The sequence below is a fragment of the Halolactibacillus alkaliphilus genome, from assembly GCF_900115465.1.
GTDB lineage: Bacteria > Bacillota > Bacilli > Bacillales > Amphibacillaceae > Halolactibacillus > Halolactibacillus alkaliphilus.
The window spans coordinates 1-25,841 of sequence record NZ_FOWN01000008.1 but is presented as its reverse complement, the minus strand read 5'-3'; the positions used below and the strand labels follow the sequence as shown (position 1 = coordinate 25,841).

24 protein-coding genes and 1 pseudogene are annotated in these 25,841 nt (G+C 36.3%); 19 read left to right on the top strand and 6 right to left on the bottom strand.

Annotation, left to right across the window (positions count from 1 at the left end):
- The 13 genes and pseudogenes from BM163_RS05045 (at position 1) to BM163_RS04985 (ending at position 14,864) form a co-directional block, all read left to right on the top strand.
- Positions 1–1,551 carry an FAD-dependent oxidoreductase gene (locus tag BM163_RS05045; RefSeq protein WP_170243659.1) on the top strand — a complete coding sequence of 517 codons (1,551 nt, stop codon included), beginning with the start codon at positions 1–3 and terminating at the stop codon, positions 1,549–1,551.
- A gap of 74 nt (positions 1,552–1,625) precedes the next feature.
- Positions 1,626–2,639 carry a tetratricopeptide repeat protein gene (locus tag BM163_RS05040; RefSeq protein WP_089800880.1) on the top strand — a complete coding sequence of 338 codons (1,014 nt, stop codon included), beginning with the start codon at positions 1,626–1,628 and terminating at the stop codon, positions 2,637–2,639.
- 109 nt (positions 2,640–2,748) lie between these two features.
- Positions 2,749–3,702, top strand: coding sequence for a thioredoxin-disulfide reductase (gene trxB, locus BM163_RS05035; RefSeq protein WP_089800879.1), 954 nt, complete (start codon positions 2,749–2,751; stop codon positions 3,700–3,702).
- 421 nt (positions 3,703–4,123) lie between these two features.
- Complete coding sequence (locus BM163_RS05030) at positions 4,124–4,582, top strand: 8-oxo-dGTP diphosphatase (RefSeq protein ID WP_089800981.1); 459 nt, start codon at positions 4,124–4,126, stop codon at positions 4,580–4,582.
- Between the two features lie 14 nt (positions 4,583–4,596).
- The gene (rapZ, locus tag BM163_RS05025) at positions 4,597–5,478 is read left to right on the top strand and encodes an RNase adapter RapZ (protein WP_089800877.1); all 882 of its coding nucleotides are present in this window, start codon (positions 4,597–4,599) and stop codon (positions 5,476–5,478) included.
- Between the two features lie 2 nt (positions 5,479–5,480).
- Positions 5,481–6,458 (top strand): gluconeogenesis morphogenetic factor MgfK, encoded by a 978-nt coding sequence (gene mgfK, locus BM163_RS05020; RefSeq protein WP_089800875.1) that lies wholly within the window; start codon positions 5,481–5,483, stop codon positions 6,456–6,458.
- A 7-nt stretch (positions 6,459–6,465) separates the two neighbouring features.
- Positions 6,466–7,407 (top strand): DNA-binding protein WhiA, encoded by a 942-nt coding sequence (gene whiA / locus BM163_RS05015; protein WP_089800873.1) that lies wholly within the window; start codon positions 6,466–6,468, stop codon positions 7,405–7,407.
- A gap of 99 nt (positions 7,408–7,506) precedes the next feature.
- Positions 7,507–7,755: an HPr family phosphocarrier protein gene (locus BM163_RS05010; RefSeq protein ID WP_089800871.1), complete on the top strand. Its 249-nt coding sequence runs from the start codon at positions 7,507–7,509 to the stop codon at positions 7,753–7,755.
- Positions 7,756–7,831: 76 nt separating this feature from the next.
- Complete coding sequence (locus tag BM163_RS05005) at positions 7,832–8,734, top strand: ABC transporter ATP-binding protein (protein WP_089800869.1); 903 nt, start codon at positions 7,832–7,834, stop codon at positions 8,732–8,734.
- Positions 8,727–9,992, top strand: a pseudogene (locus BM163_RS05000) (ABC transporter permease). Before BM163_RS05005 ends, BM163_RS05000 begins: the two are co-directional and overlap by 8 nt.
- 171 nt (positions 9,993–10,163) lie before the next feature.
- Positions 10,164–11,387: a metallophosphoesterase family protein gene (locus tag BM163_RS04995; RefSeq protein WP_170243658.1), complete on the top strand. Its 1,224-nt coding sequence runs from the start codon at positions 10,164–10,166 to the stop codon at positions 11,385–11,387.
- Positions 11,374–14,235, top strand: coding sequence for an AAA family ATPase (locus BM163_RS04990; protein ID WP_089800865.1), 2,862 nt, complete (start codon positions 11,374–11,376; stop codon positions 14,233–14,235). The genes BM163_RS04995 and BM163_RS04990 overlap by 14 nt, the downstream gene beginning before the upstream one ends.
- A 71-nt stretch (positions 14,236–14,306) precedes the next feature.
- Positions 14,307–14,864 (top strand): GbsR/MarR family transcriptional regulator, encoded by a 558-nt coding sequence (locus tag BM163_RS04985; protein WP_089800863.1) that lies wholly within the window; start codon positions 14,307–14,309, stop codon positions 14,862–14,864.
- A 37-nt stretch (positions 14,865–14,901) separates the two neighbouring features.
- Here BM163_RS04985 and BM163_RS04980 read toward each other — a convergent pair whose 3' ends face one another.
- The 3 genes from BM163_RS04980 to BM163_RS04970 form a co-directional block, all read right to left on the bottom strand.
- Entirely contained in the window at positions 14,902–16,140 is a 1,239-nt protein-coding gene (locus BM163_RS04980; RefSeq protein ID WP_089800861.1) for an HD domain-containing protein, read from the bottom strand.
- 147 nt (positions 16,141–16,287) lie between these two features.
- Positions 16,288–17,202, bottom strand: a complete 915-nt coding sequence (locus BM163_RS04975) for a peptidylprolyl isomerase (RefSeq protein WP_089800859.1) — start codon at positions 17,200–17,202, stop codon at positions 16,288–16,290.
- 230 nt (positions 17,203–17,432) lie between these two features.
- On the bottom strand, positions 17,433–17,927 hold the full coding sequence (locus tag BM163_RS04970; RefSeq protein WP_089800857.1) for a GbsR/MarR family transcriptional regulator: 495 nt from the start codon (positions 17,925–17,927) through the stop codon (positions 17,433–17,435).
- 341 nt (positions 17,928–18,268) lie between these two features.
- On the opposite strand from BM163_RS04970, the gene BM163_RS04965 reads away from it, so the two are divergent.
- The 3 genes from BM163_RS04965 (at position 18,269) to BM163_RS04955 (ending at position 21,331) form a co-directional block, all read left to right on the top strand.
- Complete coding sequence (locus tag BM163_RS04965; protein WP_089800855.1) at positions 18,269–19,465, top strand: quaternary amine ABC transporter ATP-binding protein; 1,197 nt, start codon at positions 18,269–18,271, stop codon at positions 19,463–19,465.
- Positions 19,458–20,294 carry an ABC transporter permease gene (locus tag BM163_RS04960; protein ID WP_089800853.1) on the top strand — a complete coding sequence of 279 codons (837 nt, stop codon included), beginning with the start codon at positions 19,458–19,460 and terminating at the stop codon, positions 20,292–20,294. Before BM163_RS04965 ends, BM163_RS04960 begins: the two co-directional genes overlap by 8 nt.
- A 131-nt stretch (positions 20,295–20,425) precedes the next feature.
- The gene (locus tag BM163_RS04955; protein ID WP_089800851.1) at positions 20,426–21,331 is read left to right on the top strand and encodes a glycine betaine ABC transporter substrate-binding protein; all 906 of its coding nucleotides are present in this window, start codon (positions 20,426–20,428) and stop codon (positions 21,329–21,331) included.
- A gap of 299 nt (positions 21,332–21,630) precedes the next feature.
- Here BM163_RS04955 and BM163_RS04950 read toward each other — a convergent pair whose 3' ends face one another.
- The 3 genes from BM163_RS04950 to BM163_RS04940 all read right to left on the bottom strand — a co-directional run bounded on the left by BM163_RS04950 (position 21,631) and on the right by BM163_RS04940 (position 23,190).
- A complete protein-coding gene (locus tag BM163_RS04950; RefSeq protein ID WP_089800850.1) occupies positions 21,631–21,987 on the bottom strand; it encodes a YtxH domain-containing protein in 357 nt (118 codons plus the stop codon).
- A gap of 149 nt (positions 21,988–22,136) precedes the next feature.
- A complete protein-coding gene (locus tag BM163_RS04945; RefSeq protein ID WP_089800848.1) occupies positions 22,137–22,655 on the bottom strand; it encodes a tryptophan transporter in 519 nt (172 codons plus the stop codon).
- Between the two features lie 106 nt (positions 22,656–22,761).
- Complete coding sequence (locus tag BM163_RS04940; RefSeq protein ID WP_089800845.1) at positions 22,762–23,190, bottom strand: HIT family protein; 429 nt, start codon at positions 23,188–23,190, stop codon at positions 22,762–22,764.
- 91 nt (positions 23,191–23,281) lie between these two features.
- On the opposite strand from BM163_RS04940, the gene BM163_RS04935 reads away from it, so the two are divergent.
- From BM163_RS04935 to BM163_RS04925, 3 genes are all read left to right on the top strand, one after another.
- Complete coding sequence (locus tag BM163_RS04935) at positions 23,282–24,031, top strand: ABC transporter ATP-binding protein (protein WP_089800843.1); 750 nt, start codon at positions 23,282–23,284, stop codon at positions 24,029–24,031.
- On the top strand, positions 24,024–25,232 hold the full coding sequence (locus BM163_RS04930) for an ABC transporter permease (RefSeq protein ID WP_170243657.1): 1,209 nt from the start codon (positions 24,024–24,026) through the stop codon (positions 25,230–25,232). Before BM163_RS04935 ends, BM163_RS04930 begins: the two co-directional genes overlap by 8 nt.
- A gap of 429 nt (positions 25,233–25,661) precedes the next feature.
- Positions 25,662–25,841 (top strand): hypothetical protein (locus BM163_RS04925; protein ID WP_373855161.1); only part of this gene is annotated, 180 nt, incomplete at its 3' end.

Sequence of the window (25,841 nt, the reverse complement as noted above, 5' to 3'; positions counted from 1 at the left end):
GTGAAATTTTCTAATGCTAATCGAGAAGAGACGATGCGTCACATTCTTGAAACAACGTATGATGTCATTATTATTGGTGGTGGATTAACTGGTGCAAGCATCTTATTTGATTTACAAACGCGTGGGGTTAAGACATTGCTATTAGAAAAAAGTGACTTTGCTTCTGCTGCATCTGAAAGCTTTGATGTACTTATTTATGATAAGGATACCTTTCAAAGTTTACCGAAAAGTAAAAGAAATGAATTACAACAGTTAAATAGTAATTTAGGAAGTGCTTTTCAGTTCATACCAGCAGTCGAGGTGATGTCACACCACTCTCCTGTCTCAGAACAAGTAAAAAGGCGCTTCTTACCTTTTTTCAAGAAAGATTCGGTAGAACAACCAGTCACAAAAGTGATGATTCACGACCAATTTAAAAAACCATTGCAATCATTTGGACGTTTAACACAAACGCACATACCTTTTGTTGATACGGCAAGACTTACAATTGATTTAATAAAGGCAAGTGTAGCCCTAGGGGCTGATGTGATGAATTATCAAATGGTCACAGACTTATATATATCAGCGGACGCAGTAAAAGGGGTATTTGTGGAAGATCAGATTATCGGTGAGACACACGTGATTTATGGAAAAAAAGTTGTTAATGCGACAGGACTAGAATCTGGTTCTTGGCACAATCGATATAAGGACCAATCAGCATCAAAACTTACGCTATCACCTAGACGAAAGTATCAATGGCTGATGGATGATACGCTCTGGCCAATAAAGGTGCCTTTAATCATAAAGGGAGGCGTTTTTTCTCAAACTGTGACGATTATACCTAAGGAAGAAGGGGTGTTGATTAGTACGATTCGCCAAGGAGATGATATGCTTCGAACGCATATGGTCTTTAACGAAGTAAAAAGTCACCTATCACATCTCCTCGAACAACAAGTGCTTAATCCTGATCGTGTAGTGACGTTAAAGACAGTGAGGGAAGTCGTGACACATGCTGCGAAACAGCCATTAGCCTTCTATAATACACGACCTGATGTCTTAACAGCTATTGGAAGTCCAATGTCAAATTATCGCCGGTATGCTGCTTTAATTGGGGATGAAATCGTCAAACAGTTTAAAAAAGAAGCGGCAATTTTATACGAAGCATCAACAACGAAAGAACGTGTTATTGTTTCAGAGATTATTGAGGATTCAAATGAGGAATTACCTCGCTTTTCTCAACGGGAATGTCAGTTGATGACAAAATATCAACTTCTTCCTGATAGATTTGAAGAATACAGTCAGCGAGTGGAACGACTCATGATTGATTATCCAATTCCTAAATTGTTATTTATCGAATTACTTTATACGTTAGAAAATGAAGGTATTTATAAAGCTGGAGATTTTTTGATGCGAAGACTCCGTCTAGGCGTCTTTCTTTATACGCTTCATTCGGAAGTCGTCTTTCAAATCTTGCGATTTTTAGAATACCGTCTTGCGTGGACAAGAGAAGAACGCTCTTACTATGAGAGAGAAGTAAAGCAATTTCTCGAGGAAAGAAATAAGCTTGATTAAGGATAAATAGTGTGAGGACTGCGTGTTCTATGCTATACTTACGTTTAACACACTATGTTTAGAAGGGGTATTAAATGACTTTGAAAAATAATATGTCAAACCCAACCTTACCAAAACAGAAAATCATTCCGTTTATTCATGACGGCGATTTTTTCTTTACAAAAGGCGTTGATGCTTTTTATAAGCGGAAATTTGATTTGGCTTTAAAATTTTTAAATAAGGCAAAAGATATTGATCCGTCTGAGGCGCTATACCCGTCACAAATATCAATTATCTATACGGAGATTGGCGCTTATCATGCGGCTAATCAAATATTGAATGAAGTGATAGCTTCTCATGGTGATGATTATGTGGATAGTTATTATTTAATTGCTAACAACTATGCTCATCTTGGCCTGTTAAATGAGGCGCAAAAATACGCGACACTTTATATGGAGAAGGATCCTGACGGTGAATTTTATTCAGAAGCTGAGCAACTGATAACGGTACTTGACTTAACGCTTGAAGAAGAAATGGAGTACTTTGAAGATGAAGATGATTTGGTCATGTATCAGGAGACGGCTTTTTATTATTTACAGCAAGAAGATTATGTAAAAGCAACTGAAACATTACAAGAGGCAGTCGAGCTCTTCCCAGATCATGAAGTATTTTCTTTTCAACTCCGTTATGCGCGTTTTTTTAATGGGGAACAAATCGCGGCTATAAAAGAAGAGGAAGCGGTGCTTCGGTCATCACCAGAACAATTAGCTTCTAGGTTTAATTTAGCAACTTTCTACTACCATATGGGAAGAAATGAAGATGTGAAAAAAGTGATGGCAACATTGTTTGGGGTATATCCCTTACATCAAGAACAAGCGTTAAAGGTTGCTATTGGTTATACCTTAGCTGGATATAACGAAGAAGCCATCGATCGTTTTAAGCGCTTAAATAAATCAATTGTTAAGCATCATGTAGACTATTATAAATATTACTGTCTTTCATTATATCAAGCAGATTACCAAGCAGAAGCGCTGGCATTGTTTGAAGAAGCGAAACGATTACACAAAAGTCTTCTAAATCAACCAGCACCTTGGGAAAACCAGTACTGAGCAAATCAGTGGACGCGAGGAAAGTTATATACCATAATAGGTATAACAAACTATTAGATATAATCCGTGCTATCGCGCATAGTTAAAACAGAAAGGATTGAATGTGTAAATGACTGAAGAACGTATTTATGATGTAATAATTATTGGTGCAGGACCGGCGGGTATGACAGCGGCTGTCTACGCTTCACGTGCTGATTTAGATACTTTAATGATTGAACGTGGAATTCCGGGAGGTCAGATGGCTAACACAGAAGATGTCGAAAACTATCCAGGATATGAAAGTATTCTTGGGCCAGATTTATCAAACAAAATGTTTGAACATGCAAAGAAGTTTGGCGCAGAGTATGCTTATGGTGACATTACAAGTATTATTGATGGTCACCGGTATAAAACAGTGAAAGCTGGCGATAAAGAGTATAAAACGAAAACCATTATTATCGCAACGGGTGCGAAGTATAAGAAGTTAGGTATTCCGGGTGAAGAGGAGTTAGCAGGTCGCGGCGTTTCATATTGTGCTGTATGTGACGGGGCGTTCTTTAAAGATAAAGAATTGATTGTCATTGGTGGTGGTGATTCTGCAGTTGAAGAAGGTGTTTATCTGACACGCTATGCAAAGAAAGTCACTATTGTTCACCGACGTGATGAATTACGTGCGCAAAAAATTCTTCAAGAGCGTGCATTCAAAAATGATAAGGTTGATTTTATCTGGGATACTATTGTCACAGATATTAATGGAAAAGATGGAAAAGTTGGATCAGTGACATTGAAAAATGTTCATACTGACCAAGTAACGGAAAAAGCAGCTGATGGTGTGTTTATTTATATTGGACTTGAGCCATTGAGTGGACCGTTCGAATCGCTAGGCATTACAAACAGTGACGGATATATTCCTACCAATGATCAGATGGAAACAGATATTCCTGGTATTTTTGCCGTAGGTGATATTCGTGAAAAAACACTCCGTCAGATTGTTACAGCAACAGGTGATGGGAGTATTGCAGGACAAAATGCTCAACATTATATTGAAGAGCTTGAAGAAGAGCTACAAAAACAAGTTCAGTAAAACTTTACTCGTTCTTAATCTTTTTGTAACCTAACTGCAAAGGAAGAGGGGTATACTATAAGTAAGTAATTAACCCCCCCTTTTAATATAAGAAAATAATTTGCACAGTGTTTGAGCATGTACTCAAAGACTGTGTCTTTTTTTGTAGATATATCACCGTTATTATTTTATCGTTTAACACGATAAGACTCCTATCCTATATTTTTCTTGCAATTACGCAGATATATTTTGACCTACCTCCATCTAAAATCCTTATGTGTTTTTGAATAATTAGTTTTTTTTGGAAAAAAGGATTAGAGAAATGCCAGGTTGGTGAGAAATTACAGGGTTTTGGTAACTTTTTTAAGATGAAACAATCGATTGCTAGCTTAAGTTTTGCTATAATAGATAATGAGTGTCAACGAGGAAGTGAGTGAAGCATATGCAACGTGTAACAAATTGTTTGATAGTAAATAATAACAAAGTACTTTTACTTAAAAAGCCGCGCTATGGATGGTACGCTATGCCTGGTGGCAAAATGGAACCAAAGGAAACAATCAAGGAAGCTGTTATTAGAGAAGTATTTGAAGAAACAGGTTTAAACGTTATTAATCCGAAAATTATGAGTATAGCAACAATGAATAAAACGTCAGCAACACCTCCAAAAGATGACTGGATGATGTTTACATTTGTGGCTGAGAATTATACAGGGACACTTGTTGAGACATGCCCTGAAGGTGAGCTGGAATGGGTTGATTTTAGTCAATTACGTGATATTCCGACGGCACCGAGTGATCGCATAATACACGAATATGCCTTAATTAAGAAAGAATTGCTTTATGCACAGTTTGAATTGGATGAACAAGATCAATTAATATCTTATAAAACGCAAGATAAATAGAGGAGGCAGAGGACATGACCCAACACCGTGAAACATCTCTTGTTATTATTACAGGTATGAGTGGCGCTGGAAAAACAGTTGCTGTTCAAAGTTTTGAAGATTTAGGTTATTATTGTGTAGACAACTTACCTCCTGCACTCTTACCTAAATTTCTAGAGCTAATGAAAGATGCATCAAATAATATTAATAAAGTAGCTCTGGTGATTGATTTACGAGGACGCGAATTTTTTGATGCACTCTTTAAAAGTTTGGATGTATTGTCAGATTTAGATTGGATTGATGAGCATATATTATTTTTAGATGCACAGGACCAAACACTCGTATCACGTTATAAAGAAACGCGTCGTTCACACCCACTCGCACCTAATGGCTTACCGCTTGAGGGTATAAAGAAAGAGCGCCAGCTGTTAAGTGATTTAAGGGGTAGAGCGCAGCATTTTATTGAGACAACTAACTTAAAACCAAAAGAATTACGAGAAAAAATCGTTCGGAAATATGGTGAAAAAGAACAACAAATCTTTTCAGTACATGCGATATCTTTTGGCTTTAAATATGGTATGCCGATTGATGCTGACCTCGTTTTTGACGTGCGATTTCTGCCGAATCCTCACTATGTCGAGCATCTACAGCCACAAACTGGCCTAAACCCAGATGTTAGAGAGTATGTGTTTAAGTGGTCTGAAACACAGAAGTTTTTGGACAAATGGTTAGATTTATTGAGTTTTATGTTGCCACAGTATAAAAAAGAAGGTAAATCTCAACTCGTCATTGCCATTGGCTGTACCGGTGGTCAACACCGTTCTGTTGCATTGGCAGAACATGTTGCAAAGTATTTTTCTCACCAATATACGACGCATGTCTCTCACCGAGATATTGACAAACGGAAGGGACATTAATAATGGAAGAAACTCTAAAAAAAGTAACTGTACTTGGTGGCGGTACAGGTATGCCAGTTATATTGCGCGGGCTAAAGAAATACCCGATTGATTTATCAGCTATTGTGACAGTAGCTGATGATGGCGGTTCATCTGGACGTCTACGCACAGAGATGTCTATGCCTGCTCCGGGCGATATTCGTAATGTGATTGCAGCACTTTCAGAAGTTGAACCGATGATGGAAGCGTTATTGCAACATCGATTTGATTTAGGAGAAGTGGGATTAAAAGGGCATTCTATGGGGAATCTCATTTTAGCGGCAATGACAGCTGTCACAGGCGATTTTTATTTAGGTATTAAAGAAATAGAAAAGGTATTTAATGTGAAGGGGCAAATTTATCCTGTCGCAAATCAAAACCTTTTTTTGAGTGCGGAAATGCAGGATGGAGAAATTGTTGTTGGTGAATCAAATATTCCGCGAGCTAATAAACCTATTCACCGTGTGTTTGTCGAACCTAAAACAGCTGAGCCTTTACCTGAAGCGGTTGAGGCAATAAAAAAATCAGATTTAATTGTTATTTCTCCAGGTAGCCTTTATACGAGTACTTTACCAAATCTTATTGTTCCACAGGTCGCTGAAGCGTTGCGTCAAACAGATGCTGAAGTTGTTTATGTGTGTAATGTCATGACGCAAAATGGCGAAACGGACGGTTTTACGGCTTACGATCATGCACGGGTGATTTTAGAGCATGTAGGTGAGGGCGTTATAGATACCATTCTTGTTCATAGCGATGGTTTTACAGAAGAAATTTTAGAACGTTATTTAGAAGAACAAGCGCAGCCTGTTGTTTATGATAAAGAGCGCTTAGAAACACTTGGTTTAGAAATTGTCGAAGGAAACATTATTACAGATCACGATCATGTCTTACGACATGATAAAAATAAAGTCGCAAAAATATTATGTGGACTGATTGGTGTATGTGATCAATTAGAAAGGTGAATGTCTTATGTCTTTTGCATCAGAAATCAAAAAAGAACTGACGCAAATTGATAACAATGACTGCTGTAAAGAAGCAGAACTGGCGGCACTTATTCGTATGAATGGCGCTGTTTCGATTGCAAGAATGACGTACGTTTTAGACGTTCAAACGGAGAATGCTGCGATTGCTAGGCGCATGTATACGTTGATTAAGGCGCTCTATCCGTATCCAATCAAATTGCTTGTGCGTAAAAAAATGAAATTGAAGAAAAACAATGTGTACATTGTAAGGATTGAGGAAGGTGCTAAAGATATTTTACTTGATTTAAATATCTTGAAAGAACCTTTCGCATTTGTTCGAACAATCTCAGATCAATATCTAAAGAAATCATGCTGTAAGCGTGCGTATTTAAGAGGTGCCTTTTTAGCAGGCGGTTCGATTAACAACCCTGAAACATCTTCTTATCACTTAGAGATTGCTAATAGTTACGAAGAACATAATAATTCACTGCAAAAACTCATGAATAGCTTTGATTTGCATGCGCGTACACTTGAGCGACGGAATGGTTTCATTACCTATATAAAGGAAGCTGAGAAAATTACAGAGTTTTTAAATTATATTGGCGCACACCATGCTTTATTTAAGTTTGAAGACGTTCGAATTATTCGTGACATGCGTAACTCTGTTAATCGTTTAGTCAATTGTGAAACGGCTAATCTGAATAAAACAATAGGCGCGGCATTTAGACAGGTTGAAAACATTAAGTTTATTGAAAAAACTGTTGGACTAGCTGCTTTGCCAGATAAATTACAAGAAATCGCGCATTTACGTGTCAAGCACCCAGAAGTATCATTAAAGGAGCTTGGGGAATTAGTCAGCGGCTCTCAAATAAGTAAATCTGGCGTAAATCATCGATTGAAAAAAATCGATCAATTTGCAGATCACCTACGCACAGAACAGTTACTATAAAACAGGCCAAATATCACTAATGTGATTTGGAAGAAATCGCGTATAATGAAAGTGTTGTATGATTTTTTGAAATTTTGTCAAAAGGAGCGAATCAAACCGATGAAATGTCTCGTTAGTGTGGATCCAGGGCTTCAAGCTTCTCCAGCCTCAATCTTTGTTCAAAAAGCGAATAGCTTTTCGTCAGAGATTTATTTAACTAAAGGTAATCGTCGTGTCAATGCGAAGAGTATTATGGGGTTATTGAATTTAGCTATTGCTAAGGGTGAGACAATTGAACTAACAGCTACGGGACATGATCAAGGTGAAGCGCTGCAAACATTAGGTGATTTTTTGCAACAAGGCGACTAAGAACACATGTAGAAGCAACGATACCGCATTGGGTACTGTTGCTTTTTGCATATTCTAAAAAACAGGAGGTATTAACATGACTTTACACATTAATCATGTGACAAAACGTTTTGGCTCATTTACTGCCGTTGATGATTTATCATTGACAATAAATGATAAACAAATCTTTGGCTTTTTAGGAGCAAATGGTGCAGGTAAAACAACAACGTTTCGTATGATTCTTGGTTTAATTGATCAATCAGAAGGTCAGATTGATTGGAATAATCAAACAATCGATTATAGTATCACTGATAAAATTGGTTATTTACCGGAGGAACGCGGGTTATATCCTAAGATGAAAGTAAAAGAACAAATGATTTATCTTGGTCGATTGAGAGGGATGAATAAACAAGCGATTATTAAAGAGCTTGACTACTGGCTTGACCGATTTAAAATACCGGATTATAAAGAAAAGAAAGTTGAGGAATTATCAAAGGGGAATCAACAAAAAATCCAATTCATATCAGCGGTCATTAATCAGCCGAAACTATTAATATTGGATGAACCATTCTCCGGTCTTGATCCGGTCAATGTTGAATTGTTAAAGGAAGCAGTTATTGAACTGAAAGAAAAAGGAACAACGATTGTGTTTTCATCACATCAAATGTCAACGGTTGAAGAGTTATGTGAATCGTTGTGTATTATGGTAAAAGGTAAGCCGGTTGTACAAGGGTCTCTCAAAGACATTAAGCGACAATTTGGTAAAAAGAATTTACTTATTCACGCTGAAATGGATTTAGAATTTTTGAAAGAAATGTCAGGTGTTGTTAAATACGCACAAACAGCAGAAGGTTGTCGATTGCAAATTAATAATGAAGAAACTTCACAACAGATTTTAACAGAAATTGTCCAACGAGAAGGATTTATTAAACGATTTGATTTACTTGAGCCATCATTAAACGATATTTTTATTGAAAAAGTAGGTGAATCATATGAATAAGTTTTGGGTTGTATTATCACAGACGTATATGACACGTTTTAAATCAAAATCATTTATAATTACAACGGCCTTATTCCTGGTGTTTATTTTAGGATTAGGAAATATTGATAAAATTATCGATTTATTTAACTCGGACGAGGAAGTATCAGAACCAATTATTGCGATTATTGACGAGACAGATGTTTATGGCGATTATTTAGAGAACATTGAGAGTCAGTCAGTCCAATTTAATGTGGCAACAGATAGCAAAGAAGCCCTCAACGAAGCGGTGTTGGCGGGGGATATTGAAGGAGTTTTGATATTAACACCAGATGATCTCAGTCCATTTAACGCAACGCTTTATTTAGAGGATGTCTTAAATAATTACATAGAATATGAAGTTGCAGAACAACTGTAACAATTAAAAGTGAAGGTTATGACAGAAGAAGCAGATATTGATGAGCAGGTGCTCCAAGCTATTTATCAACCCGTACCTTTCCAACTCCAAGCCATCCAAAAAGCGGATGGGACAACATCAAGAACAGAGGAAGAAATAAGTGGAGCTAGAGGACTGGTCTATGTCATGTTGTTCTTACTTTATTTTGCTGTAATAACTTACGGTCAAATGATTGCCACAGATATTGCAAACGAAAAAACATCACGTGTTATGGAAATCTTGATTTCAAGTTCAAGTCCAGTATCACAAATGTTCGCAAAGATTATAGGGATTGCTTTATTAGGTCTTACACAAATATCAATTTTAATTGCTACAGGATTTTTTGTCATTGAAATGCGAAAAAATGATTTAGACGGTGACTTTTTCGAATTCTTTGGCTTTAGTGATATCCCTGTAAGTGTCTATGTTTATGCGCTTGTTTTTTTCTTGCTCGGTTACTTACTATACGCAACACTGTCGGCTATGCTAGGGTCACTAGTAAGTCGAATGGAAGATGTTGGTCAACTTATGTTCCCTGTCATTATTCTTATAGTGATTGCGTTTATGGTGTCAATGTTCGGTTTAGAATCACCGGAATCAACAGTAGTGACGGTGATGTCTTATATTCCGTTCTTTAGCCCGCTCGTCATGTTTTTACGTGTTGGATTGCTAGGTATCCCATTCTATGAAGTGATGATCAGTATCGGCATCTTACTTGTAACAATCTTTATACTAGGCTATATTGGTGCGAGAGTTTACCGTGGAGGCGTATTGATGTATGGCGGTGGATTTAAGCTAAGAGATATAAAACAAGTGATGCATTTGAGTAAGAAGAACAAATAGTATGATAAAACAATAACTCAATGAAATATTTATGATCTTTGTATTAGAAGAAATAGATTATAGCTCATTTATAAGGTGTACCTCTTACGAGGTGCATCTTTTTGTATAAAAGACATGTGAGAAACATGCGTTCTCTGTTAAAATAGATAAATAAGAAAGCGGGTGAGACAGGTGAAAGAAACACTACGTTTTATTCATGCAGCTGATTTACATTTGGACCGTCCATTTGTTGGCCTTGCTCAAATGGGAAGAGAGCATGTTGAAAAGATGAAGAAGACTGCTTTTCAAGCACTTGATCGACTAATAGACTTAGCTATAGATCAAAAGGTTCACTTTGTTGTAATTGTAGGAGATATTTTTGATCAAGCCCTCCCAAGTATATATGCGGAAGTTCAATTAAAACGAGCATTAACTAAATTAGCTGAACATAATATTTCTGTATATATTAGCTTTGGAAATCATGACTATGAACAGACGAACAAAATGACGTTTGATTATTTAGAGAATGTCCATCTTTTTGATCGACAACAGGTAACAACTTATACATACTCAAGTGCATCTGGAACAACAGTTGCCATTCAAGGATTTAGTTATGAAACGCGTCACGTAAAGGAAGACTTTTCTAGCCAATATAGTTTTATAGACAATGTGGACTACCGAGTAGGTATGTTACATGGTAGTCTGGGTGTATCGGATGATCATGAACCCTATGCGCCCTTCAAATTAGAGACTTTAAAGCAGTTAGGCTTTGATTATTTTGCACTCGGCCACATTCATAAGCGCCATATTTTGAGTGAACGTCCACCGATTGTTTATTCGGGTAATATTCAAGGAGGATCAAAAAAGGAATCAGGCGAAAAGGGATGTTATGTTGTTGAACTTAATGATCTGAAAACAACCTATACTTTTCATCCTTTACAAATGGTCAAGTATGAGACAGAAACAATAGATGGTAGTACCATTGATTCACTTGATGACTTATGGAGTATATTAGAATCTTTTATCGATCATCAAGCGCAAAATGGCTTTTTATCTATTGTCATAGAAAATCCAAGTCATCAATTAAGATCGCTCTATCACGATAATGATTTTAATGATTTACTTACCTCTATAAATGATTACTGTCAGTTAAATGACTATACAGTCGTCATTTTAGATATCTCACTTCAGCATAAGCAAGTAACGCTGGATCAGTCTGATCCTTTCTTAAGGACATTAGCTAATAAAATAAGCCAGTCAAAACAAAAAGATATCGCAGCGGACTTATTTGATCACCACCGAGCGAAACGTTTTCTTGATCCTCTGACATTAGAAGACTTTTCCAAAGCCAAGGAAGAAGCAATTGATTATCTGCACTATGCTTTAGTTGGAGGACAAGCGAATGAAAGTAAGTAAATGTAGAATTTATTCTTTCGGTAAAATAATCAATCAAACATATGAAATTGAAGAGAATGGATTAGTTATCATTAGCGGTAAAAATGAATCAGGAAAAACACATGTGCGTTACTTTTTAACTTACATGTTAGTAGGATTATCTAAACAAGAGATTCAACGGTTTAACCACCTCCATAATCATGTATTCGGAGGTGAAATCACGTTAATTATTGATAACGAGGAATATACTCTTTATCGAACAGATAAAACCCAGCATCAATTGATTATTAAAAATGCACGTGGTGAAGATGTCACTTTGGAAGTATCTCATAAGTATCTAAAACAGTTAGATCGTACATTTTTTGATCGCGTTTTTCATTTTGACGTTTTAACCATTCAAAAGGAGCAAGGAGAAACACCGGAGCAGATTGGGGATTTACTGCTGTCATTAAGTATGTCTGGAACGGATGCTATTGACCGAACGGAAAAAAAATTAAAAAAAGAGCTAGATCACCTATTTAAAAAAGGGGGATCAAAGCCTGTTTTAAATGAACAACTTGAGGAATTAGAAAGCTTAGAAAAAAAGCTTATAAAATTGAAGAAGGAAGAAGCAAGTTATGACAGCCTTGAAAACTCAATAAAAGCTGTAACAAAGGAAAAATGCACACGAGAAAAAGAAATAAAGGAAAATAAGCAACAGCTGAGATTTTATCAAACATACTTACAGCTTTATCATGTAATAGAATGTTATAAAATAGCGGAAGGATACTTAAACACACACAACCAACCATCTAATCATCCTGATGTTTATGAAAATGATGTAACGTTATTATATGAAGAAAAAGAACAGCTAAGGCAAAAATTAAGCCAGCAAGAAGAACGTATGAGGCAAGTGGAAGAAAAACGGGAATCTGTGGCAGCATTGATAGGAGGTCGCTCGCGCTTTGAGTATGTCTTAAAAGTCATCAATCAAGATATGTTTTGGCGTGAAAAACAGCGAGTGCTTGATGAAACAAATAAAGATATTGAAGACCTTAGCACTCAGATAAATAAGCAAACATTACGTCTTGGATTATCATTAACGGAAGAGCAGATGCTTATGTTTGAATTACCAGAAGAAAATGTCAGTGCATTAGAATTATTAACAGAGCAACAAAAAAAAGTGACCGAACAAATTATGAATGAACAAGCTGAGCTTAATCAGTTATCACGTGAAGGTGATGCTTTAGCCTATGAACGTCATCAATTAAATCATGATTTAATTGATGATTATCAACGAGAGGACATACTAAGCGACATTGAGCGATTGCGTAAACATAAAGAAAAAAGAACGGAATCTATGAGGTTATTACCGTTGTTTAGCATATTAACGGCAGTTTTTCTTAGTTTGTTAGTAACTCTATCTAACATGAACTTGTTTCAGCCTGTCATTATTTATAGTTTACTAGGTGTTTATATTTTAATTTTATTCGGTTTGATTTTGCTTCAACGACCAAAATCTAGTCAGGTAGAAGGTCCAGTGAAACATATATCCAAAGCGGATGAAGACATGCTAAAAGAGTATTATGATGTTTTACATCGTGATGAAACGGCTAAAGTTAAACGAGAGCAATTATCTGCTCGTTGGAGTATCTACACCAACCAATCAGAAAAGACTGAACGTGATATAAGTGTATTAAAAGAAAAAGAAGCATCTATTAAGCAAGAGATTGGAAGATTTCACGACCAGTATCCGTTTCTTAAATCCATATTAAATACGGAGCACAGCACTGTTTTACGTCAAGTATATGAACTTCAACAGGGTCTTAAACTAAGAAAAAAGTTAGGTGATAAGAGATCCAGGCTTAATGAAGAAATATCAACATATGTAACAACTGTTATAAAGGATCTTGAGTTAACAAAAGGTTTATCACTCGTTCAAGTGTTAAAAGAGGTAGGAGATCTTTATAATCAACTAAGTCACCAACGACAAGTATATCAAGATTTACAAGAAGAGTTAATAGAGATAGAGGCGCATAATCGGGCATTAGAAAGTAAGTTAAAGCCGGTAGTTGAAAAGTTGGAGACCATTTTTCAAATGTGCAGTGTATCGGATTATCATGCATTTCTAGAAAGTGTTGAACATACTAAAGCGTATAACGAGAAAATTAAAGAATACGAAACGTCGTATCAAAAAATGGCGTTGTATTTTTCATCAAAAGATATGTTAAGCGTATTAGACAATGCTCTGATTGATGAGCTATCTTTAAAAGAGACAATCGAAAGCTACAATAATGAGTTGCAATTAATAGAAAAGACATATGAGGATTGTCTTAAAAATTTGGCGACTTTACATGCTGAAAAAAAACAGATGGAGACTTCAACGATTTATCGCGATGTTGCATATCAATTTAATATAAAGCGGGAGCTATTCAATAAAAAGGCAAGAGAATGGCTTATGTATAAAACCAGTTATGACCAGTTGTTGCAAACAAAGATAGAATTTCAGACATCTTTGTTGCCAAGTATTTTAAACAAGGCGAGTGAAGTTTTCTGTTTTGTAACTGACGGTCGTTATACGGCGATATCTTTTGATTCAACGACAAGTGAACTTATCGTTGATTATCCATCAGGAAGTTTCAAAGTAGCTGAACTCTCGCAAGGAACGTTAGATCAATTAGTTATTGCTATTCGTCTCGGTGTTGCAACGGAGCTGAGTCGAACGTTTCCAATGCCGTTTATTATTGATGATAGTTTTGTCCATTTTGATGATGAAAGAAAAAGACGATTATTTGATTATCTAAAACAACAAGAGAGACAAAGTTTTTATTTTACGACTGAACCTAAAGAGCGCTTAAAAGAGTATCATGTTATGACGCTTGAAGAGTAATTTCAGCTTTTCAATAGAGGATAGTCGTGATATTATGGTACATTGATGGCGATTGATGGGAGAGAAGAACAATGAATAGAAACGATGAACAAAAAATACATGAGCAGTATGAAGAAACAATTGATAAATTTATTCAGATGATTGCAAAAAACATGAGTCTGTATGGAATTACACCGTCCATTGGTCGTTTGTATGGGAAACTGTACTTTAACGATCAACCAATGACATTGGATGATATGCGTGAAGCACTTGAAATGAGTAAAACAAGTATGTCCACTGGTGTCAGAGCATTAACAGAAATGAAAATGGTTGAGCCAGCTTTTAAAAAAGGTATAAGAAAAGATTTATACAAATCGGAAGAAAATTGGTATAAATCATTTACGACATTATTTGGAAATCGCTGGCGGCATTATACCGAAACAAATATCGAAGAAGCAGATGAAGCAGTTGAAGCATTAACGAAAATAAAACAACAAACAGAAGATGACACATTTATTGAGCGAATAGAACACGATATTGAACGTTTAGAATATGCGAAAAACTATTATAAGTGGTTGATGCGTTTTATTCAAGTCGTTGAATCGGGCGAGATATTTGATTATATACCAAAAGAAGAACCGTCGGAATGACGGTTCTTCTTTTTGGATAAAGTAGGTCCTTTGTTTGTTACGAACGATAGTAGGCCATTTCTTCATTTTCATATCGACTATCAAAGTAGTCAACGAGGTGAATAAGAAAGCCTTCTTTTATTTCAGGAGATCGAACAGCCGCTCCCCATTCAGGTAATCCGTGATGACATAAAATACAATGGTTTATCTGATGAATTTGCGATAAAGTAAGGGGGATGGCTGACACTTGAAGCATCTGTTGAAGTAACATAACACCATAAGGAATATGGCCAACTAAAGAGCCTAAAGCGTCCATCTCAATGCCTCCCTGTGCGCGCTCACCTAATTCAGTATGATCAGCATGAGGGTATAGAAATTCAAAAGCTTGATAGCTCTTTCCGGCATAATCATATTCTAATAATTTGCCTAAATCATGATAAAGAATGGCGGTGTAAAGTAAATCAAAGTTAATAGTAGTTTGCTCAAGTTGAGTTAATTGATTTAACATACTGTAAAGGTGATCTATTGTGTCTTGCCATACTGGTCGCTTACGTTCGCGTTTATCTTTTTGTGCGTCTATATATACTTCCTGTTTATATGCTTTTTCTACAACCGTGATCAGATACAATAAGGCTTCTAAAGGTCCCTTTTCGTGGTGTTGAATAAAGTATGTAAAACGCATCAATCCTGTTGTGTGTTTAATAAGTCCACCGATATAATTATGATGATAGCCTTTTGCTGCTGGTGCAAGAATAAAATCATCCCAGAATTTATTCAATGTATCTATCGCCAGTGTTCGATAAGGTTCGTTAATTGTCGTCAAGTAATAGATTAATTCTTCTGCAATCTCTTTTAAATCAAGGTTTGGAAAAGGTAATAATGTAAAGGGCTGAATAGCTTGCTTAACTGGTTCTAATTTCTTCACGGTTAAAGATTTGATTTGGTTATATTCATCAACTGTTGCGGTTAAATCAAAGACACGGTGCTTTTCAAGCAAGGGCAATATTTGTTTGATAGCACCTTGGTTATCCCACATCTTTGCTCGGTACATGCCATTTTGGTTGCTAAAAGTTAATGTAAGGTATTCTTTATTTGTTTTCGTAAGTCTGACATCATAATCATTTAATAATAAGCGCTCATTAACTTGGTCTCCAGCTTTAAAGTTGTCTAATACAAACGTTGCTTCGCTTGCTTTAATTAAGGGGAAATTTAAAGATTGTATGATGTTTGCTACGTCTTGGTTCAGTGTAATTGAATAGTTGATTTTCGAGTAAAAATAGTCAATCGTTCGGTCCATTATTTCACGTCCTTTGTCAGTCGTTAGCTATATTTTAACAGAAGTAACGAAGGGTTTCTATTTATAGTCAAAATGATCTCTTGAGATTACAACAAAAGCACTTAACGTCAGTTTAACTACGTTAAGTGCTTTTAATTAAATCACATATTATTCTTCTGTATCTTCTTCAAGATCAAGGTCTTCTTCTAAACCAGCTGTAGGGTCTTCAAAGACAAATGTATCTTTAAATTCATCAATTTTCACATCGATGTCAGCATCTCTTAAAAGTTGTAAGATTTTCTCTTGCGCTTGGGCACTATCAACTTTTGTTGAAGCAATTTCTGAACGTAGTTGGTCTCTAATATCATCTAGTGACGCAACATCTGTTTCGACTGGTCGATTGTCCGTTACGTAAATAATATGGTAGCCAAAGTCTGATTGCACAGGTTCGCTAATCTCACCAATTGCCAATTCATAAGCTTTGTCTTCAAAAGCAGGCACCATTTGACCGCGAGAGAAGTAGCCAACTGAACCGCCTTCGGCAGCAGAACCAGAATCTGTTGAATATTCTTCAGCTAAAGCTGCGAAATCTTCACCATTCGTTGCGCGTTCATATAATTCATTCGCAAGCTCCTCATCCTCAACTAAGATGTGAGATGCTTGTACTTCATTAATCATACGGTTATACTGTTCTTCAATTTCTTCATCTGTTACTTCAACGCCATCAGCCAGGGCTTCTTGTTGTAGTAATTGCATGCGTAGTTGTTCTTCAAAGGCTGCTTCTGAGGCAATACCTTGTTGTTGAAGCAATAACTCAAACATATCACCATATTGTTCGCGATACATGTTCATTTGCTCTTCAATTGCTGATTCATCAACGTCGTACTTGCCTTCTAAAATAGTTTTTAAAACCATATTTTGCAAGACGCTTTCTCCAGCGGTTGCTTTTAATTCTTCATAAAAAGCTTCTTTAGTAATATTGCCTTCACTTGTTTCGACAACAACTTCAGCGTCATCTCCTGAGCAAGCACTTAATCCGATGAGACCCGCAGTAATTGTTGCAACCATAACTAACTTTTTCATTAAACACACTCCTACTTTAAATTACGAAACGCTTGGTTTCGTTTTATTCACATCTGTTAATATATCATATTTTTTCCGTGAATGAATGGTAGAAACGTAAATTCCTCTATTTTTACATATATTTTTTAAGATAATGTAAACGTGACCAAGAATAATGATTGTTAACTTACTAGCGTTAGTTATGAAAAACGATAGCTTACTAAACTAAGGGAGCGTTAGAAAGCTATCGTTTAATCTTTAGGGTTAGTATGGGTGATTTCTTGACAGGTACTTTTTAGTTGTGTAAAAGCTTTTTCTAATAATTCGTGGAATACTAACATTTGTTTTACTTTCTCTTCAATGAGCTCGCCTTGAGGTCGGTTATTGATTCTATCTTCTATAGAAGATAAGCTTTGTTTTTGCATGGATGTATGACTTAGCCACCTATCCAGATAATAGTGCATAAAACGCTGGAATAAATCATCGGTTGTTGTATATAAGTCTTTTCGTACGCCTTTTTTCCATACTTGTTTGACTAAATTTAAATCCGATAAATTCCTAATGCCGGTATTAACGGTTGTTTTACTTTTTCCGGTTGTTTGGCTCATTTCATCAAGTGTCATCGGTTGATGGTTCAGAAAAAGGATCGTAAACAGTCTTGAATCACTCGGAGAGATATCAAAAAGCTCGAGTGTTTTTGAAAACTCATTTATAACATCATCAGTTAAATAAGATTCAGGCTGCATGATTTAGACTCCTCTCAATTATAAGTTAAATTAGGTCTAATATCAGTTTACATAAATTTCAAAGAGAATGAAACCAGCAAGTTGGGTAGCATTTTAAAGTATTTTAAAGCATTTCTAAGAAAAAACATAATAACGTTCGTACAGTTTAAACTGTACGTAAAATACATTTGAAAACTACGGTTTTTAACGGTTGAGGTATTGACTAAATCTAAGGTAAGCTATTAGAGTACTACATTACGGAAAAATGTTGAACGTATTTTAGATAATGTATAAACGAGAAAAATTGTTGAATATGTAATTTTTACTCATAAGATGTGTATATATAAAAGAGGGGTGAGATTATGCCAGTTATAGAAGTTAAAGGGCTATCAAAAGTATTCGGTAAGAATGCAAAAGAGTCTTTAAATTTGCTGGATGAAGGTAAAAAGAAAGAAGAAATTCTCCAAGCAACGGGTGATACTGTTGGTGTTAACCGTGTATCATTTGAAGTTAATCAAGGAGAAGTATTTGTTATTATGGGACTATCAGGTAGTGGTAAGTCCACACTTATTCGATTAATTAATCGTTTAATTGAACCGACAGAAGGTAGTGTTATGATCGATGGTGAAGACTTAGCACAAATGGATAAAGACAATCTTCGCCGTGTTCGTCGGGAAAAATTGAGCATGGTATTTCAAAACTTTGGACTATTTCCGTTTCGTACAATTTTAGAAAATGCGGAATATGGTTTAGAAGTTCAAGGGATTGCAAAAGAGGAACGAGCGAAAAAAGCAAAAGAAGCACTTGAACTCGTAGGGCTAGGAAGTTATGTACACCAATATCCTGAACAGTTATCAGGTGGTATGCAACAACGTGTAGGGTTAGCGCGTGCACTTGCGAATGACCCAGAAGTACTGTTAATGGATGAAGCTTTTTCAGCACTTGACCCATTGATTAGAAAAGACATGCAAGATGAATTATTAGACTTACAAGATTCAATGAAAAAAACCATTATTTTCATTACGCATGATTTAGATGAAGCGTTACGTATTGGTGATCGCATTGCTTTAATGAAGGATGGATTAATTGTACAAATTGGTACGCCTGAAGAAATTCTTACAAATCCAGCAAATGAGTACGTAGAACGCTTTGTTGAAGATGTCGATCGTTCAAAAGTTTTAACTGCTGGACATATTATGCACCGTCCAGAGACAGTAAATATTGATAAACATGGTCCGCGTGTGGCATTAGAACGTATGCGAGAAGAAGGCTTATCGAGTATTTATGTGGTAGATGGTCATCGTAATTTAAAAGGTTATGTAACAGCGGATGATGCTTCTGAAGCGCGGAAAAAAGAAATTAAAGATTTAAATGAGATATTACGTACAGACGTACCAAAAGTACCATTAGATAAACCAATGCAAGAAATTATTGAAATAATTTATGATACACCTGTCCCAATCGCAGTTGTTGATGGAGAGAAACTTAAAGGCATTATTATTAGAGGTTCGTTCTTAGCTGCTCTTGCAGGTGAAGGAGAGGTGAAAACAAATGTTTGATTTTATTCCGAAAATTCCAATGGCTAACTGGATAGATACGTTAACGGATTGGATTGTCGATACATTTGCATTTATTTTTGATCCATTAAAGAATGAATTTGGTGACTTTATTGAGTGGATTGCTGACTTATTGGCATCTATTCCTCCATTTATTATTATGTTACTTGTTGTTGTTGGTGCATTCTTTATTACTGGTAAAAAGTTTGGACTCGCTGCTTTTTCACTTGTGGGTTTACTTTTTATTGAGAATCAGGGTTTGTGGACAGAACTCATGTCAACATTTACGCTTGTATTAACGGCGAGTATTTTGTCTGTGATTGTTGGTGTACCTGTAGGGATTTTAATGTCTAAGAGTAAAGTAGCAGAAGCGATTATTTTGCCTATTCTTGACTTCATGCAAACAATGCCGGCATTTGTTTATTTGATTCCAGCCGTTGCTTTCTTTAGTATCGGTATGGTACCAGGAATTTTTGCATCATTAATCTTTGCAACACCGCCAACGGTTCGTTTTACAAATTTAGGCATTAGACAAGTGTCAACAGAACTAAAAGAAGCAGCAGAGGCTTTTGGTTCAACTGGTGCGCAAAAGCTATTTAAACTAGAACTTCCGATGGCTAAAGGGACAATTATGGCTGGTATTAACCAAACAGTAATGTTGGCTTTGTCTATGGTAGTTATTGCCTCTATGATTGGGGCACCTGGTTTAGGTAACCCGGTAGTATCAGCCCTTCAACGAGCACAAGCAGGGGCAGGATTTGTCGCTGGTATTTCGATTGTTATTTTAGCGATTATCATGGATCGTTACACTCAAAGTATATATAAAAAGTAATAGATGAGAGCGCTTGTTCAAGCTAAGATGGGAAGGCACTCCCAAAAATGATCTTTCATTAATGAAGGTTAGTAACTCTTTTGTTTAAATGAAGAGTTGTTATAGATAAAAATTAAAAGGAGGACGATTAAATGTTTAAAAAGTCATGGAAACATGTTGGTTTAATGTTGGTTTTAGCTCTTACTCTTGTGTTAGCCGCTTGTGGTGGAGATGATACTACTGAAGATGCAGTAGATGAAGGTAACTTAGGTGAGAAAGATATTGAGTTAGTTTATGTTGAGTGGGACTCTGAAATTGCTTCAACAAACGTCATTGCACAAGTATTAGAAGAAAAAGGGTATAATGTAAATATTCGTGGTATTGATAATGCGATTATGTGGCAAGCTGTTGCTAATGGTGATGCTGATGGTATGGTAGCAGCTTGGTTACCGGCAACACACGGTGATCTTTATGAAGAACATAAAGATAATCTTGTAGGTCTAGGTCCAAATCTTGAAGGCGCTCAGGTTGGTTTAGTTGTTCCTGAATATATGGAAGATGTTCATTCAATTGCTGACTTAGCAGATTTTACTGATGAATTTGGTGGCACGATTACAGGTATTGAGCCTGGTGCGGGGGTTGTTCAAGCGGCTGAGCAATCATTAGAAGATTATAATCTTGAAGACTGGACAGTTGCAACGTCATCAAGTGGTGCGATGGCAACGGTATTAGGTCAAGCTTATGGAAATGAAGAGCCAATTGTTGTCACTGGTTGGACACCTCACTGGAAATTTGCAGCATACGATCTTAAGTATCTAGAAGATCCAGAAGGATCATTTGGTGGTGCTGAAACGATTGAAACGTTTGTACGTCAGGGATTTGAAGAAGATAGTCCTGCAGCATATGAAATCCTTGATAACTTTTTCTGGGAGCCAATTGATATGGAAACGGTTATGTTAGAAGTAACAGATGGTGCAACTCCGGAAGAAGCAGCAGCGAATTGGATTGAGAATAACCGTGAGAAAGTGGATGCATGGTTAGAAACTTCTGCTGAATAATTAAAGATAAAGAAAGAGTTTAATGACTAACAATATCAATAGGTGCAGCTATCTTTTTGGCAAATGTACCTATTGATTTATATCGAGATGTTTTAGTTTATGTGTAATAAAAGCCACAAGACATTTATAAGTTGTCTTGTGGCTTTTAACATCTTTTCGACAGAAGTCCACCACTTTCTCCTGTCATCGTATATGAAGCTCGCTCATAAATTTCCCCTCATAGTACAGACGGTAATCAAGTTATCAGCTCTACCTGTTCCTCCGTATGAACGTAAGTCAAGGTATAAGTTGTTAATTCACTAAGTGGTTTGTGCTTCTTGTTCTAGTTCTTCTAAACGCAGTTCAATTTCTTTTAAATAACGCTCAATATTATCTTGATGTGGTTTAATCGTCTGTTGCCATTGTTCTAAAGAGACTTTCATTTCTTTTGATAAGTCTTTAATAAGCTCAGCGCCTTCTTTTGATGTTGCAACAATTTGATTGGAAAGTACTTTACCATTAATTTTTACTTTCTCTACACCTCGCTTAACCTCATCTACTTGAGATTTAATGTGTTCACGTGTGTCTTTGCCAGAGCGCGGAGCACTTAGTAAAGATGCGCTGGCTCCCAGTGCAGTTCCGACAAGTAAACCAATCACTAGAGATTTAACTTTCATTTCCCTCACTCCTTTATTCTTATCTACTCATTATCTTCTCGTAAATCATATAAGTCAAACCTTAAAAATAAAAAAAATTTATAAAATCAAAACAAAGCCTCTTAACAGTATATGTTAAAAGGCTGGGTATGAAATGATTGATACAGCGATTATGCAAAAGCCATCTGTGATCTTTGTAGAATAGATTTTACAATTGGGAAAATAATGATTGTGAAAGCTACATTAAATAATGTCGCGGGTAATACAACTCCGATAAATAATGCAATAAATGACCCACCCATTTGACCGATTACAAAGAGCGCCATCGCAATAAATACTGAACCACTTACGATAGTTCCAATAGCAGCTAATATAGGCGCTACAATTTTTTTGTCTAGCCGTTTAGGTACAAGCATAAGTAGACCAAAAAACACGAAAGCTGTAATAGGTTTCTCAACGAAATTTGAAATTTGTCCACCTGGTACCGATGTAGTCAACGCTGAAATAGCTCCAGTAGCAATGCTTAACACGAGTACATAATTCGCTTTAGGAAAAATTAAAATTCCTAAGAACATCATGGGCAACATAATGTCTGGTTTCATACCAAACAATATTGGTGGTGCAACAATATGAAGCACAGCCCCAATCCCCATAAATAACGCTAATAATACTAAATCTTTTGTCTTCATCCTAATCTCTCCTCTTCTAAGCTAAACTGTCGTATTCCACTTGTGTCCTTATGACCAAGTGCGAATAGTTTTATATATTATAACATATGCTATTTAAATGTAAAGTTTAAATATTCACACTAATCGCTTCGGCAATTGCTTGGCGTTCTTCGTTTGTGTAATCATCATTATGCGTTACCCACTTTGCATTATAGCCGTCTGATTCATCATAACGTGGAATCAAGTGGATATGTAAGTGAAAGACTGATTGACCGGCAAATTCGCCCGTGTTACTTAAAACATTCATCCCAGCGGGGTTGAAGGCTTTTTCAATCGCACGTGCTACTTTAGGTACACGCGCAAATAAAGTGCTTGCAACTTCTTCTTTTGTTTCATAAATGTTTTTTACGTGTGTCTTTGGTACAATGAGAGTGTGGCCTTTTGTTACTTGGCTAATATCAAGAAATGCATATACGGCTTCATCTTCGTAAACTTTTGCTGATGGGATCTCGCCGTTAATAATTTTACAAAAAATACAGTTTGTATCATGTGTCATATACTGTCACTCCTTTTTTATTTTAGTGTATCATGATTAAATCGTTAAAAGCAAAGAAGAATGAGTAAGTGTATGAAAAGGAGGAAAAATTTTGTCTGACTTATTACATATTAACCACCTGATAGGTGGTTATACTAAAAAAAACGTGTTGAACGATGTGTCATTTAAAGTAAATAAAGGTGAGCTGGTTGGGCTTATAGGATTAAACGGTGCCGGTAAAAGTACGACAATTAAACATATTATTGGCTTGATGGAACCGCGAAAAGGTAAAGTGACACTTGGAGAGGTCACCTTGCAAGAAGATGAAGAAAAGTATCGTAAAGCCTTTACGTATATCCCTGAAATGCCTTTACTTTATGACGAATTAACCCTAAGAGAGCACCTGAGGTTAACAGCAATGGCGTATGGCCTAGATGAGCAAACATTTAATGAACGAGTATCTCCTCTATTAAAAGCCTTTCGCTTGGAACGTGAAATTGATTGGTTTCCGATTCACTTTTCTAAAGGAATGAAACAAAAAGTGATGATTCTTTGTGCCTTCTTAGTAGAACCGGATCTTTATATTGTTGATGAACCATTTGTTGGGTTAGATCCACTTGCTATTCAAGCTTTTCTAGAGCTGATGGTCAAAGAGAAGGAGCGCGGCGCTGGTATCTTAATGTCGACACATATCCTTGCCACAGCGGAACGCTATTGTGATCGATTTATCATTCTTCATAACGGAGAAGTGAAGGCAGAGGGGACATTGAAACAATTGCAGGATCAATTAAATATGGCAAATCACACGCTTGATGATATTTACATCATGTTGACGAAAGAAGAGGATGGTGTCAATGGATAGCCGGCAATTGTTTAAAATCCGTTTTACTGCACACATAAAGCATGTGATGCGGTATGCGCAGTACATTTTAAATGGTCATATCGCGATTGCCCTTATCTTTTTAGTCGTTGCTTTTGCGGTTATTTACCAACAGTTCTTATTAGACTTACCAGAAGCTTTTCCAGTTAGTTTAGTGATGAGTGTATTATTTTCACTCGTGATTTTATATAACCCGATTCAAACATTTACTAAACAAGCAGACTTAGTTTTTTTACTGCCTACCATCGAATCATTGAAAGGATTTTTTTATCGGGGACTTGTGTATAGTTTCTTTTTTCAAAGTTATTTGATGATTCTTATTCTTGCTGCGATTAGTCCTTTATATCACGCTAGATTCACATCAGGAAACTATCTCTTCATCATTTTTCTGTTTCTTATTTTTAAATTATGGCATTTTATTATGAGCTGGGCTAGTCTACGGTTACGAGATCAAACATTGCTATTTTACACTAAAGTGGGGTTATTTATCGTTCAAACCTTTGTCTGGTATAGTTATTTAAAAAGCTGGACAATTCTGTTTATCATTGGAGTCATGGGCTTATTTTTAATTCTCAGTTATCTATTGCATCAAGCCTTTGATCATAGTTTGGCACTTGATCAATTAATTATGAATGATCAACATCGACTCGAGCGCTTTTATCGTTTAGCCAGTCTATTTACTGATGTAAGAGAACTGAGTACGCGAGTGAAAAAACGCCAATTGTTATCTCGGTTGTTAACCTCAAGTGTGATGATTAAACAGAAAGAGACCTTTACGTATCTTTACCGACTTACATTTAGCCGAAGTGAGGATTACTTAGGTTTGTCTAGCCGTCTAGTCGTAATCGGTGGGGTTGCTTTAGCTGCAATTGATCAAACATTATTAAGTTTTGGGATTGGGGTATTATTTATTTATCTCATTGGTATTCAACTTCTACCACTTTTTTCGCATCATGACACGAAGTTATGGCTTCTGTTGTATCCTGTCAATAAACAAGAGAAGGAGAGGGCTTTTCTTCAACTGCTTACGGCGTTACTGAGTATCGTTGTACTCGTGTTGACCGCAACTATAATGCTACGTTTAACGTTACTTGATGGATTATTATTTTTGGTGCTTGCAGGTATTTTTAGTTACGGGTTCGTATGGGTTTATGCAAAAAATAAAGTCAAGGCTAGAAAGTAATGCTTATAAGTAGAGCTGTTTGAAGAGATGAGGCAGATAGCATTCAGTATATGATAACCACTCGTCTATAAAGTTTAAAATTAAAAACCAACAATGATGCAAGCGTCTCACACGTGATCATCATTGTTGGTTTTGTTGTCTTTACTAATCAAACGATGCGATAAGAGCAAGGCAAGTGTTGCTGGCAATTTTCATCGCTTGTTCATTATGATGAATTAAGTACCTTGGCTATCATAAATGTAATTCTTATTTATGTTACGGATTAATTTATCGCTTTAGGGCGAGAAGACACCTTCCTCAAGTGCGTCAGCACTAGGTGGGTGATGAATCGCTTGTTTTGAATATTTTTGAAGTGACAAACATATATTCCGAATGGTATAATTAAAGCACTAACAGTGACCGTCACAAAACCAAGGGAGGGTGGGTATCATGGGCATGAAGGCCATTTTTTCAAATCGCTTATATAAGCATAAAATCGATCCTGATTTTGTGATGTCCATGGATCACACCCTCCGGGTGTTTAATCAAGCCAAACATTTTCGCTATCAAACGGAGGTCCGGGAGCTTAGGGGCTCGAAAGCGAAAAGTTCCATCTCCATCCATCAACGG

Excerpts from the sequence above, each read along its gene's own strand:
- BM163_RS04950 (WP_089800850.1), bottom strand. The coding sequence starts at position 21,987 with ATGAAAGTTAAATCTCTAGTGATTGGTTTACTTGTCGGAACTGCACTG.
- BM163_RS04955 (WP_089800851.1), top strand. The coding sequence starts at position 20,426 with ATGTTTAAAAAGTCATGGAAACATGTTGGTTTAATGTTGGTTTTAGCT.
- BM163_RS04990 (WP_089800865.1), top strand. The coding sequence starts at position 11,374 with ATGAAAGTAAGTAAATGTAGAATTTATTCTTTCGGTAAAATAATCAAT.
- BM163_RS04980 (WP_089800861.1), bottom strand. The coding sequence starts at position 16,140 with ATGGACCGAACGATTGACTATTTTTACTCGAAAATCAACTATTCAATT.
- BM163_RS04965 (WP_089800855.1), top strand. The coding sequence starts at position 18,269 with ATGCCAGTTATAGAAGTTAAAGGGCTATCAAAAGTATTCGGTAAGAAT.
- BM163_RS04970 (WP_089800857.1), bottom strand. The coding sequence starts at position 17,927 with ATGCAGCCTGAATCTTATTTAACTGATGATGTTATAAATGAGTTTTCA.
- whiA (WP_089800873.1), top strand. The coding sequence starts at position 6,466 with ATGTCTTTTGCATCAGAAATCAAAAAAGAACTGACGCAAATTGATAAC.
- BM163_RS04985 (WP_089800863.1), top strand. The coding sequence starts at position 14,307 with ATGAATAGAAACGATGAACAAAAAATACATGAGCAGTATGAAGAAACA.
- BM163_RS04930 (WP_170243657.1), top strand. The coding sequence starts at position 24,024 with ATGGATAGCCGGCAATTGTTTAAAATCCGTTTTACTGCACACATAAAG.
- BM163_RS04940 (WP_089800845.1), bottom strand. The coding sequence starts at position 23,190 with ATGACACATGATACAAACTGTATTTTTTGTAAAATTATTAACGGCGAG.
- BM163_RS05005 (WP_089800869.1), top strand. The coding sequence starts at position 7,832 with ATGACTTTACACATTAATCATGTGACAAAACGTTTTGGCTCATTTACT.
- BM163_RS04945 (WP_089800848.1), bottom strand. The coding sequence starts at position 22,655 with ATGAAGACAAAAGATTTAGTATTATTAGCGTTATTTATGGGGATTGGG.
- BM163_RS05030 (WP_089800981.1), top strand. The coding sequence starts at position 4,124 with ATGCAACGTGTAACAAATTGTTTGATAGTAAATAATAACAAAGTACTT.
- BM163_RS05040 (WP_089800880.1), top strand. The coding sequence starts at position 1,626 with ATGACTTTGAAAAATAATATGTCAAACCCAACCTTACCAAAACAGAAA.
- trxB (WP_089800879.1), top strand. The coding sequence starts at position 2,749 with ATGACTGAAGAACGTATTTATGATGTAATAATTATTGGTGCAGGACCG.
- BM163_RS04960 (WP_089800853.1), top strand. The coding sequence starts at position 19,458 with ATGTTTGATTTTATTCCGAAAATTCCAATGGCTAACTGGATAGATACG.
- rapZ (WP_089800877.1), top strand. The coding sequence starts at position 4,597 with ATGACCCAACACCGTGAAACATCTCTTGTTATTATTACAGGTATGAGT.
- BM163_RS05010 (WP_089800871.1), top strand. The coding sequence starts at position 7,507 with ATGAAATGTCTCGTTAGTGTGGATCCAGGGCTTCAAGCTTCTCCAGCC.
- BM163_RS04975 (WP_089800859.1), bottom strand. The coding sequence starts at position 17,202 with ATGAAAAAGTTAGTTATGGTTGCAACAATTACTGCGGGTCTCATCGGA.
- mgfK (WP_089800875.1), top strand. The coding sequence starts at position 5,481 with ATGGAAGAAACTCTAAAAAAAGTAACTGTACTTGGTGGCGGTACAGGT.